The 10,967-nt window shown below is 71.1% G+C and carries 9 protein-coding genes; 6 read left to right on the top strand and 3 right to left on the bottom strand.

Annotated features, from left to right (window positions below):
- Positions 1–40: 40 nt before the first annotated feature.
- A complete protein-coding gene (locus tag OG607_RS16750) occupies positions 41–535 on the top strand; it encodes a hypothetical protein (protein WP_405723973.1) in 495 nt (164 codons plus the stop codon).
- On the opposite strand, the gene OG607_RS16745 is transcribed toward OG607_RS16750, so the two are convergent.
- Together OG607_RS16745 and xylB are read right to left on the bottom strand one after the other, a co-directional pair.
- Positions 514–1,641 (bottom strand): ROK family protein, encoded by a 1,128-nt coding sequence (locus OG607_RS16745; protein WP_405736829.1) that lies wholly within the window; start codon positions 1,639–1,641, stop codon positions 514–516. The genes OG607_RS16750 and OG607_RS16745 overlap by 22 nt on opposite strands.
- Positions 1,642–1,787: 146 nt before the next feature.
- Positions 1,788–3,215 carry a xylulokinase gene (gene xylB / locus OG607_RS16740; protein ID WP_405723972.1) on the bottom strand — a complete coding sequence of 476 codons (1,428 nt, stop codon included), beginning with the start codon at positions 3,213–3,215 and terminating at the stop codon, positions 1,788–1,790.
- Between the two features lie 92 nt (positions 3,216–3,307).
- Between xylB and xylA the strand changes: the two genes are divergently transcribed.
- Positions 3,308–4,477 carry a xylose isomerase gene (gene xylA / locus OG607_RS16735; protein WP_405723971.1) on the top strand — a complete coding sequence of 390 codons (1,170 nt, stop codon included), beginning with the start codon at positions 3,308–3,310 and terminating at the stop codon, positions 4,475–4,477.
- 242 nt (positions 4,478–4,719) lie between these two features.
- Here the strand turns inward: xylA and OG607_RS16730 are convergent, their stop codons facing one another.
- Positions 4,720–6,039 carry a hypothetical protein gene (locus OG607_RS16730; protein ID WP_405723970.1) on the bottom strand — a complete coding sequence of 440 codons (1,320 nt, stop codon included), beginning with the start codon at positions 6,037–6,039 and terminating at the stop codon, positions 4,720–4,722.
- A gap of 204 nt (positions 6,040–6,243) precedes the next feature.
- Here OG607_RS16730 and OG607_RS16725 point away from each other — a divergent pair, with 204 nt between their 5' ends.
- From OG607_RS16725 to OG607_RS16710, 4 genes are all read left to right on the top strand, one after another.
- The gene (locus OG607_RS16725; RefSeq protein WP_405723969.1) at positions 6,244–7,704 is read left to right on the top strand and encodes an ABC transporter permease; all 1,461 of its coding nucleotides are present in this window, start codon (positions 6,244–6,246) and stop codon (positions 7,702–7,704) included.
- Between the two features lie 110 nt (positions 7,705–7,814).
- The gene (locus OG607_RS16720; RefSeq protein ID WP_405723968.1) at positions 7,815–8,531 is read left to right on the top strand and encodes an ABC transporter ATP-binding protein; all 717 of its coding nucleotides are present in this window, start codon (positions 7,815–7,817) and stop codon (positions 8,529–8,531) included.
- 164 nt (positions 8,532–8,695) lie between these two features.
- Positions 8,696–10,168, top strand: a complete 1,473-nt coding sequence (locus tag OG607_RS16715) for an ABC transporter permease (RefSeq protein WP_405723967.1) — start codon at positions 8,696–8,698, stop codon at positions 10,166–10,168.
- 66 nt (positions 10,169–10,234) lie between these two features.
- Positions 10,235–10,924, top strand: a complete 690-nt coding sequence (locus tag OG607_RS16710) for an ABC transporter ATP-binding protein (RefSeq protein WP_405723966.1) — start codon at positions 10,235–10,237, stop codon at positions 10,922–10,924.
- Positions 10,925–10,967 lie beyond the last annotated feature (43 nt).

Here is a 10,967-nt window from a genome sequence, read left to right as displayed (position 1 = left end):
TGTCGGTGACCGCACGATCGGATCACCGGGGGGAATCACGATGCCGCAGCCAAAGATGAAGATCATGGGCGCGCTCGCTGTTCTGCTGGCCGCCACGGCCTGTACTGCCACCAGCTCCACCAAGGCCTCGCCCTCGCCCTCGCCCTCGTCCTCGCCTGAGAAGGCCGTGAGCCTGGACACGACCGAGCTGGCGCAGGCCAGGAAGGCCGCGTCCGTGCTCTCGGCCGACGCCTTCGAGAGCGGCAGCGCAGGGCTGAGCCGGCCGACCGGCAACCTGGACGCCTCCCTGGCGTCCGGCACCCGCGTCACCGTCCAGGTGGCCTGCCTCGGCACCGGCTCGATGACCGTCGCCCTGACCTCCGGGGGCCTGGACGGGGACGGGAAGCACGAGGTCAGCGAGGTCTTCACCTGCAGCGAGGACGGAATCGCCAGCCACACCATGGAGTACCGGCTCGCCGCCAGGGGCCTGATGGTCTCCGTCGACCCGGCCAAGGGCACCAGGGGCGGCTACGCCTACGCGTTGCTGAAGGCGTAGGCCTGAGGGTCGTCCAGCACCGCCCGCACCGTGCTGTACGCGGCCCCCAGCAGCACCCCGTCCCGGCCCAGCCGGGACACGAGCAGCGCCTCCGGCGGCCACTGGCGGTCGGTGACCCTGCGGCCCAGCTCACGTTCCACCGCGGGCCGCAGCCAGGGCGCCAGCTCGGCCAGCGGCCCGCCGAGGACGACCGCCTGGGGGTCCAGCAGATTCACCGCCCCGCTCAGCGCGATGCCGAGCGCCTGCCCGGCGGCCGCCAGCGCTTTGAGCGCCGCCGGGTCGCCGTCGGCGGCCGCGGTGTGCAGCGCCTTGAGCGCGCCCTGCCGTTCCGGCGGGATCCCGGCCGCGCGCAGCACGGCCTGCTCGCCCGCGTACTGCTCCAGGCACCCGCGCGCTCCGCACGAGCAGCGCGGGCCGTTGGGATGTACGGGTACGTGGCCGAGCTCGCCCGCGAAGCCCCGGGCGCCCCGGAAGAGGCGGCCGTCGATGATCAGGGCGGCGCCGATGCCGATCTCGGCGGACACGTGGATGAAGTCGGTGACTGCCGCAGCCGTCTCATGTCCCCCGAGCCACAGCTCGGCGAGCGCGCCGAGGTTCGCCTCGTTCTCGACGGCCGCCGGTAGGGGGACGGCGATGTTCTCCCAGCCCAGGTTGGGCGCCCTCAGCACGGTGCGGCGGTCCCGGCCGACCAGTCCCGGCACCGCCACCGTCCGCCCGGCGGGCCGCAGGCCAAGGGCCTCCGCCTCGGCCTCCACCTCGCCTATGAGCCCGGTCAGCTCGCGCAGCACCTCGCCCGGCGGCCGGTCCCGCTCGCGGTTGCGCGCCTCGACCTCCGCCCGTACCCGGACCGTCCCGCGCAGGTCCACCGCGCACACCGCGAGATGGTCGACCCCCACCTCCGCCCCGATTCCGGCCGGGCCGTTGCCGTTCAGCGCCAGCGCGGTGCCGGGCCGGCCGACCGTGCCGGGGCGCTGCGCGCCCAGCTCGACGAGCAGCCCCGCCGTCAGCAGCTCGTCGACCAGCGTCGACACGGTCGCCCGGGTCAGCCCGATCTCCGCCGCGACCGCCGCGCGCGAGATCTCGCCGCGGGTCGCGACGCTGTGCATGACCAGGGCGAGGTTGTGTCGCCGCAGGCCGGCCTGCGAGCCGGGGCCTTTCGGCACGGTGGACTCCTTCCAGGGTGCGCGTCCAACCGGCCACTCGCCGGAGGCCGCCAAAGCAACCGTAACCAGCCACCCGGTAGCGGCCTGCCTCAGGCCGTCCCGAACGCCCGCGTCAGCTCCCCGCCCAGCCGCTCCAGCGCGGCCTCGTCCCGGGTCACGGGCTCGTACGACACGCCCTGCGCCGTCCCCCACCGCCGGGCGATCGCCGCCGGGGCCTCGCCGGTCAGCAGGCTCGCCGCCTGCGCGGCCGCGCCCAGCGCGACGAGCTCGTCCGCCGCCGGCACCTGAACCGCCCGCCCCGACAGCCGCCGCACCGTCTCGCGCCAGGCGGTGCCCCGGGCGCCGCCGCCGATGAGCAGGAGCGGGGCATCGGCGGGGGAGCCGTCCACGGCCAGGACCTGGTCGAGCGCGGCGAGCAGGGCGTAGGCGGCTCCGTCGTAGGCCGCCTGGAGGACCTGGCCGGGGGTCGTGTCGTGCCGCAGGCCGCTGAGCACGCCGGAAGCGTACGGCAGGTTCGGCGTGCGCTCGCCGTCCAGGAAGGGCAGCAGAGCCACGGACCCCCCGCTCTCCACGGCCTCGCGGTCGAGCGAGAGCAAGGACGCGACCTTGTCGACCGCCAGTGTGCAGTTCAGGGTGCACGCGAGCGGCAGCCAGCCGCCGTCCGCCCCCGCGAATCCGGCGACCGTGCCGGAGGGGTCGGCGGGCCGGGCCGTCGAGGGGGTGTACACCGTGCCGGAGGTGCCGAGGCTCAGCGCGGCCTGGCCGGGGGCGAGCCCGAGGCCGAGCGCGGCGGCGGCGTTGTCGCCCGTGCCGGCCGCGACCAGGGCGCCCTCGCGCACGCCGACGCCGGGCAGGGTGATCCCGGCGGCCTCGCGGGGGCCCAGGACGTGGGGGAGGAGCGCGGGGTCGAGGCCGATCTCGGCGAGCAGCGCTTCGTCGTAGGCCTCGGCGGCCGTGGACCACCACCCGGTGCCGGACACGTCGCCGCGGTCCGTGACGGCGGCCCCGGTCAGCCGTTCCGTGAGGAAGTCGTGCGGCAGGCGGACGCCCGCGGCCGCCTTCGCCGCCTCGGGCTCGTGCTGGGCGAGCCACGCCCACTTCGTGACCGTGAAGCTGGCCCCGGGCACGCTGCCGAACCGCTCCGCCCACCACGCGGCCCCGTAGCGCTCGACGAGTGCGGCGGCCTGGGGCGCGGACTGCACGTCGTTCCACAGCAGCGCGGGCCGCAGCGGCAGCCCGTCCCCGTCCACGACGACCAGCCCGTGCTGCTGCCCGCCGACGGAAACCGCCTCTGCGCGTGCGGCGTAATCGCCGACCTGCGCAAGCGCGTCCTGGAGCGCGCGCCACCACACCTCGGGGTCGGTCTCGCGGGCCGCGCCCTCGCTGACGACGTGCCGGGCCTGTCCCCGGGCCAGCACCTCCCCGCTGTCGGCGTCGACGGCGAGCACCTTCGTCGACTGGGTGGAGCTGTCCACCCCGAGCACAACCCGTCCAACGCCTTCGACGACGCGTCCCATAACTGCGGCTCCCTCGGTCCTTCACAAACACGGCATGCGCATACTAATTTGTTCAGTGGTCTTACGAATAGAGGAACCGAGGAGCCGCAGCAATGAATCTCACCCCCACTCCCGACGACAAGTTCACCTTCGGCCTCTGGACCGTCGGCTGGCAGGGCCGCGATCCCTTCGGCGACGCGACCCGCCCCGCCCTCGACCCGGTCGAGAGCGTCACCAGGCTCGCCGAGCTCGGCGCGTACGGCGTCACCTTCCACGACGACGACCTGATCCCCTTCGGGTCCGACGACACCGCCCGCGAGTCGCACATCAAGCGCTTCCGCCAGGCCCTGGACGCCACCGGCATGAAGGTGCCCATGGCGACCACCAACCTCTTCACCCACCCCGTCTTCAAGGACGGCGCCTTCACCGCGAACGACCGCGACGTACGCCGCTACGCGCTGCGCAAGACCATCCGCAACATCGACCTCGCGGCGGAGCTGGGCGCCACCACCTACGTCGCCTGGGGCGGCCGCGAGGGCGCCGAGTCCGGCGCCGCCAAGGACGTAAGGGTCGCCCTCGACCGCCTCAAGGAGGCCTTCGACCTGCTCGGCGACTACGTCGTCTCCCAGGGCTACGACCTGCGCTTCGCCATCGAGCCCAAGCCCAACGAGCCGCGCGGCGACATCCTGCTCCCCACTGTCGGCCACGCCCTGGCCTTCATCAACGAGCTCGCCCACGCCGACCGCGTCGGCGTCAACCCCGAGGTCGGCCACGAGCAGATGGCGGGGCTCAACTTCCCGCACGGCATCGCCCAGGCCCTGTGGCACGGCAAGCTCTTCCACATCGACCTCAACGGCCAGTCCGGCATCAAGTACGACCAGGACCTCCGCTTCGGCGCCGGCGACCTGCGCCAGGCCTTCTGGCTGGTGGACCTGCTCGAATCGGCCGGCTACGAAGGCCCCAAGCACTTCGACTTCAAGCCCCCGCGCACCGAGGACTTCGACGGCGTCTGGGCCTCCGCCGCGGGCTGCATGCGCAACTACCTCCTCCTCAAGGAGCGCGCCACCGCCTTCCGGGCCGACCCCCAGGTCCAGGAGGCCCTGAAGGCCTCCCGCCTCGACCAGCTCGCGCAGACCACCCTCGCCGAGGGCGAGACCCTCGCCGACCTCCTCGCCGACCCCACCGCCTTCGAGGAGTTCGACGCCGAGGCCGCCGCCAAGCGCGGCATGGCCTTCGAGCAGCTCGACCAGCTCGCCATGGACCACCTCCTCGGCGCCCGCTGACGCGTCAGGGGGATACGCCACTCAATCGCCGGGCGGGCCGAATTCGGCCCGCCCGGCGATTTGAGTTCCGGGGCGCCCTAGGGTCTGTCCGGCGGATCCTGGCCGGGTCCGCGACGCCTGGCACGGCACCTCGCGGCGTTGCCGAAATGCCCACAGGAAACCACCCTGTGGGCATTTCGGCGCCTTGCGATGCACCGCACCAGACGCCGCGGCCTATCCGACCAAGATCCGCCGGACAGACCCTAAGCCGCCGACCCGTTCCCCGTGGGTGCGGCGTCCGTGGCGAAGCCGGCTTTGAGCTGCTTGATCTCGGTGTCGGGGACGGCGCGGGCCCAGGCGTCGGGGAGGCCGCGGACGGTGTGGTCGCTGTAGAGGGAGGCTGAGTAGGTGGCCTTGCAGGTGAGGGCGACCGTGCCGTTGGCCTTCATGGTGCGGTTGAAGGTGCAGTGCTTGACCTGGCGGCCGTCGAGTTTGACGTCGATGGTGATGACGGCGTGGACGGCCTGGGATTTGGCGGTGCCGTCGGGGTCGTAGACGGAGTTCTTGATGGAGAACCTGGCGGTGCAGCTGTAGTTGCCGCAGGGGGTGAAGCGGGCCTTGCCGGTGCTGGAGAAGGTGACGTTGGGGTCGACGGCGGAGGTGAGGGCGCCGAGGTCCTTGTTGTAGGCGGTGGTGAAGGCGGTACGGGTGGTGTCGGTCAGCTCGGCGACGGTGGCGTCGGTGCCGTCCGGCAGGGGGAGCAGGCCCGAGGAGTCGGAGGCGTCCGAGGAAGAGGCGGCGGACTGGACGCGTACGAGGGTGTGGGGCGTGGCGGAGGTGACGTAGAAGCGGCCGGAGGGGGTGTAGAGGCGCTGGGCCGGGATGCCGGAGAGGGTGGTCTCGGTGCCGGGGGTGACGTGGCCGCGGTTGGCGGCGTCGAGCATGAGCTTGGCGAGGTTGGCCGGCGCGAGGGGGTCGGTGAGGGCGGCGAGGTCGGGGAGATCGGTGGCCGAGTCGAGCCAGTGGTTGGCGAAGTGCTTGATGGTGGTCGAGTTGTACTTCTGGGCCTTCCAGTAGGCGGTGTCGGCCTTCATGAGGCGGTTGTCGCCTGCGGTGAGCAGTTGGATGGTGTGCTTGCCGGAGGCGAGGGAGCCGCGGCCCCAGCCGTTGTGGGTGGTCTGGAGTTCGAAGGCCGAGACGGCGTCGTCGCTGTCGGTGAACTGGCCCTTGTACGCGACCACCGGGGCGTTGCTCAGGGCCTGCGCCGCCTGGCGCAGCGCGGCCTCGGCGATCTTGGCCGGGTCCTTGGAGGCCGAGGGGGACGGTTTGGCGCCCGCCTCGCCGGAGGCGTCGCTCCACGGTGCCCAGATGAGAAAACCGGCGATGATCGCGGCGGCGACCACCCCGGCGATGATGAGAGCCGCGACGCCGCGTCTGCGGGGCGGCGGAGGCGGCGGCGGGGACGCCCAGCCCGGGGCGGGCGCGTACGCCGGCGGTGGCGGGAAGGCCTGTGCCGGTATCTGTGGCGGAAGTTGCGGTGCTGGCCCGAATCCACCGGCGTTCCATGGTGATTGGTCTGACATGTCGTTTTCCCCCACCCCTGAGCGGTCGCTGCGCCCCCCTTTCATACCCGCCTTAGGGCGGTTCTCATCCAGTGGGTGACCTTCTCATCTCCCCCACATGCGCCACTCAGCTCTCCATAAACATCCATACATAGTTTTTCGCCGTGGCCCCGCACGGGCTGTCCTGCAACCCACAGTCCCCTTGGGGCATACGCGAGGATTGGCATGTTTCTCATCTATCTCAGGCGTGAGCTGCGCCGCCGGAAGAAGGCGGCCCTGGTCATCTCCATGGGTCTCGCCCTCGGCATCGCGCTGGTCATCACCGTGAACTCGGTGTCGGCAGGCATGTCAGCGGCCCAGGGCAAGGTGCTGGAATCGCTCTACGGCCTCGGTACGGACATGACCGTCACCAAGGCGCAGACGGCGACTGCCGCGAGCAGCGGTGCCCCGAAGTTCGACTTCGACGCGCAGAGCAACAGCAGCAGCAAGAAGCAGAGCTCCGACAACGTCCGGGTGCAGGGCTTCCAGTCGCTGGCCTCCTCGGTCGTCACCAAGGTCTCCCAGCAGACGGGTGTCGCCTCCGCGGTCGGCGGGCTCAGCCTGAACGTGACCAAGGTGGACGGCTCCTTCACCCAGGGCCAGGCCAAGTCCACCACCGGCAACAGCGGCGGCGGCCAGCAGGGCGGCCAGGGCGGCGGCAACTCCACCGCGCAGCCGCAGGTGCAGGGCGGCGGCGCCAACTTCAGCGTCAACAGCTACACGGTCTTCGGCACCGACGTCAGCAACCTCGACCTCGGCCCGCTGACCACGTCGAAGATCACCAGTGGCCGTACCTTCAAGAGCACCGAGACCAACGCCAAGGTCGCGGTCGTGGACAGCGCGTACGCCAAGACCAAGAAGTACAAGGTCGGCAGCACGGTCACCATCAGCGGCACCAAGTTCACGATCATCGGTATCGCCACCGCCGACAGCGGCTCCTCCACCGCGAACCTCTACATCCCGCTGAAGCAGGCGCAGACCCTCGCGGACTCCAAGAACAAGGTCACGACGATCTACGTCAAGGCCACGGACTCCAAGAAGATCAGCGCCGTCAAGGCGACCATCCAGAAGAACATCTCCGGCACCACCGTCACCACCTCCTCCGACCTGGCCTCCACGGTCTCCGGTTCGCTGTCCACCGCGTCCAACCTCGCGACCAGCGTCGGCAAGTGGCTGTCGATCGCCGTCCTGATCGCCGCCTTCCTCGTCGCCGCGCTGCTGACCTCCTCCGCCGTCAGCCGCCGTGTCCGTGAGTTCGGCACCCTGAAGGCGCTGGGCTGGAAGTCCGGCCGGGTCACCCGGCAGGTCATGGGCGAGGCCTTCGTCAACGGTCTGCTCGGCGGCGCCCTCGGCATCGCGCTGGGCCTGGCGGGCGCGTACACCGTCACCGCGATCAGCCCGACCCTGAGCGCCTCGCTCGGCTCCACCTCCTCCGGCGGTGGCGGCCAGGGCGGCCCCGGCGGTGGCGGCCCGGGCCAGCAGACCGCCTCCAAGGCGATCGACATCGCGCTCACCGCTCCGGTCAGCGTCAACACCATCGCCCTCGCGGTCGCCCTGGCCGTCCTGGGCGGTCTGATCGCCGGCACCTTCGGCGGCTGGCGGGCCTCCCGGCTGCGCCCGGCCGACGCGCTGCGCCGCGTCGAGTAGCCGAAGCCGTCACCACGGCCGGCCTTCACAGACCGGATGCCGGGCCCCTGCTTCCCCCCGGGGGCCCGGCATCCAACACCCCTCCCAGGACAGACTTCAGGAGTCACCCCATGTACAAGCTGAGCGGCGTGACCAAGCAGTACTCACGCGGTAAGGAGACCGTGCACGCGCTGCGCGGCATCGATCTCGTCATCGAGGACGGCGACAAGGTCGTCATCCAGGGCCCCACCGGCGGCGGCAAGTCCACGCTGCTGCAGATGCTCGGCGGCCTCGACCGCCCCACGGCCGGAAGCGTCGAGCTGGACGGCGTGGACCTGGCCAAGCTGAGCGAGACCAAGCTGACGAAGGTGCGCGCCGAGAACATCGGCATCATCTTCCAGAGCTTCAACCTCATCCCGACCCTCACCGCCCAGGAGAACGTCGAGACCGCCCTCGCCCCGCAGGGCACCAAGGCCGCCGAGCGCCGCCGCCTCGCGGCCGAGGCGCTCACCTCCGTGGGCCTCGGCGAGCGGCTGCACCACCTTCCCGGCGAGCTGTCGGGCGGTCAGCAGCAGCGCGTCGCCATCGCCCGAGCGCTGGTCAAGAAGCCCAAGGTGCTTCTCGCGGACGAGCCCACCGGCGCACTGGACGAGGGCACCCGGGACGAGATCCTCGCCCTGCTCGACGGGCTGTGGAAGGAGTACGGGCTGACGTACATCATGGTCACCCACGACTCCCACATCGCGAAGAGCGCCCCGCGGCTGGCCACCATCAAGGCCGGCCAGGTCACCATCACCGACCAGGTGGTCGAGGCGCCGCAGGCCCGAGAGGAAATGAACGTGGTCTGAGCAGCGCATGAGGGTTTCTCATCAGGCTCTCATCCCGGCCTCACACGTTCATCACAGCTGATTCCTACCGTCGCCGGAACGGGAGGGAGGCGTTTCCCCCGCCTCCCTCCCGTTCCACATTCTGAATACATCCCCGTATCGGGGCGGCATCGGCGAGGAATCGCATGTTCTTCACATATCTCCGGCGTGAGCTGCGCCGCCGCAAAAAAGCGGCGATCGTCATCTCCTTGGGCCTCGCCCTCGGCATCGCACTCGTCATCACCGTCAACTCGGTGTCGGCAGGCATGACCCAGGCCCAGGGCAAGGTGCTGCAGTCTCTCTACGGCCTCGGTACGGACATGACGGTCACCAAGGCGGCCACCCCGACCGCGGCCAGCTCCGGCCGGCCCAACTTCGACTTCAACGCGCGGAACGACAGCAAGAGCCAGAGCAGCGACCGCGTCAACGTCCAGGGCTTCCAGTCGCTCGCGTCCTCCGTGGTCACCAAGGTCAAGGCCCAGAGCGGGGTCAAGAGCGCCGTCGGCGGCCTGAGCCTGAACGTCACCAAGGTCAACGGCACCTTCGACCGCGGCACCTTCTCGCAGGCCCCCAACGCGGGCGGCCAGAACGGCGGCGGCCAGAACGGCGGCGGCAACGGCGGCAGCGGCCAGCCGCAGGGCCAGGTGCAGGGCGGCGGCGCCAACTTCAGCATCGACTCCTACACCGTCTACGGCACCGACGTCACCAACCTCGACCTCGGCCCGCTGACCTCCTCGAAGATCACCAGCGGCCGCGCCTTCACCAGCGCCGACGCCAGCGCCAAGGTCGTGATCCTCGACAGCGCGTACGCCAAGACCAAGAAGCTGAAGGTCGGCAGCACCCTCACCGTCAGCAGCGTCAAGCTCAAGGTGATCGGCATCGCCACCGCCGACAGTGGTGACTCCGCCGCCAACGCGTACATCCCGCTGACCGAGGCGCAGACGCTCGCGGACTCCAAGAACAAGGTCACGACGATCTACGTCCAGGCCACGGACTCCAAGAAGATCGACTCCGTCAAGACGGCGATCCAGAAGAACGTCTCCGGCACCACGGTCACCACCTCCTCCGACCTGGCCTCCACGGTCTCCGGCTCCCTGTCCACCGCCTCCAGCCTCGCCACCAACGTCGGCAAGTGGCTGTCCATCGCGGTCCTCATCGCCGCCTTCCTGGTGGCCGCGCTCCTCACCTCCTCAGCCGTCAACCGCCGCGTCCGTGAGTTCGGCACCCTCAAGGCTCTGGGCTGGAAGTCCGGCCGCGTCACCCGCCAGGTCATGGGCGAGGCCTTCGTCAACGGCCTGATCGGCGGCGCCCTCGGCATCGCGCTCGGCCTCGCCGGCGCGTACACCGTCACCGCGATCAGCCCCACCCTGAGCGCCTCCCTCGCCTCCGGCGGCGGTGGCGGCGGCCAGGGCGGCCCCGGCGGCGGTGGCGGCTTCGGCGGCCCCGGCCGCCAGGCGGCGGCCAAGGCGATCGACGTCACCCTCACCGCTCCGGTCAGCGTCAACACCATCGCCCTCGCGGTCGCCCTGGCCGTCCTGGGCGGTCTGATCGCCGGCACCTTCGGCGGCTGGCGGGCCTCCCGGCTGCGCCCGGCCGACGCGCTGCGCCGCGTCGAATAGCGGGCCCCGGCCCGCCCTGCCCGCCCCAACGTGCCTTTCTTCTCCAGGAGTTCAGGAGCTCACCCCATGTACAGACTGAGCGGCGTGACCAAGCAGTACTCACGCGGCAAGGACACCGTCCACGCCCTGCGCGGCATCGACCTGGTCATCGAGGACGGCGACCAACTCGTCATCCAGGGCCCCACCGGCGGCGGCAAGTCCACGCTGCTGCAGATGCTCGGCGGCCTCGACCGCCCCACGGCGGGAAGCGTCGAGCTCGACGGTGTCGACATCGCCAAGCTGAGCGAGACCAAGCTCACGAAGGTGCGCGCCGAGAACATCGGCATCATCTTCCAGAGCTTCAACCTCATCCCGACCCTCACCGCCCAGGAGAACGTCGAGACCGCCCTCGTCCCCCTCGGCCTGAAGGTCTCCGAGCGCCGTACGCGCGCCGCCGAGGCACTGGAGTCCGTAGGCCTCTCCGAGCGGCTGCACCACCTCCCCGGCGAGCTGTCGGGCGGTCAGCAGCAGCGCGTCGCCATCGCCCGCGCGCTGGTCAAGAAGCCCAAGGTGCTCCTCGCCGACGAGCCCACCGGCGCACTGGACGAGGGCACCCGCGACGACATCCTCGCCCTGCTCGACGGCCTCTGGAAGGAGTACGGGCTGACCTTCATCATGGTCACCCACGACTCCGCCATCGCGAAGCGGGCGCCGCGCGTCGCGACCATCAAGAAGGGCCAGATCACGGTCAAGGACCAGGCCGCCACGGCCAAGTAGCGGAGCCGGTACCACGGATGCCGGAAGCCCCGTCACGGCGGTG

The organism is Streptomyces sp. NBC_01537 (assembly GCF_045040445.1).
GTDB lineage: Bacteria > Actinomycetota > Actinomycetes > Streptomycetales > Streptomycetaceae > Actinacidiphila.
Note: the sequence above shows the minus strand (reverse complement) of the source record. Positions and strands in the feature narration are given on the sequence as shown.

Excerpts from the sequence above, each read along its gene's own strand:
- OG607_RS16750 (WP_405723973.1), top strand. The coding sequence starts at position 41 with ATGCCGCAGCCAAAGATGAAGATCATGGGCGCGCTCGCTGTTCTGCTG.
- OG607_RS16745 (WP_405736829.1), bottom strand. The coding sequence starts at position 1,641 with ATGCACAGCGTCGCGACCCGCGGCGAGATCTCGCGCGCGGCGGTCGCG.
- xylB (WP_405723972.1), bottom strand. The coding sequence starts at position 3,215 with ATGGGACGCGTCGTCGAAGGCGTTGGACGGGTTGTGCTCGGGGTGGAC.
- xylA (WP_405723971.1), top strand. The coding sequence starts at position 3,308 with ATGAATCTCACCCCCACTCCCGACGACAAGTTCACCTTCGGCCTCTGG.
- OG607_RS16730 (WP_405723970.1), bottom strand. The coding sequence starts at position 6,039 with ATGTCAGACCAATCACCATGGAACGCCGGTGGATTCGGGCCAGCACCG.
- OG607_RS16725 (WP_405723969.1), top strand. The coding sequence starts at position 6,244 with ATGTTTCTCATCTATCTCAGGCGTGAGCTGCGCCGCCGGAAGAAGGCG.
- OG607_RS16720 (WP_405723968.1), top strand. The coding sequence starts at position 7,815 with ATGTACAAGCTGAGCGGCGTGACCAAGCAGTACTCACGCGGTAAGGAG.
- OG607_RS16715 (WP_405723967.1), top strand. The coding sequence starts at position 8,696 with ATGTTCTTCACATATCTCCGGCGTGAGCTGCGCCGCCGCAAAAAAGCG.
- OG607_RS16710 (WP_405723966.1), top strand. The coding sequence starts at position 10,235 with ATGTACAGACTGAGCGGCGTGACCAAGCAGTACTCACGCGGCAAGGAC.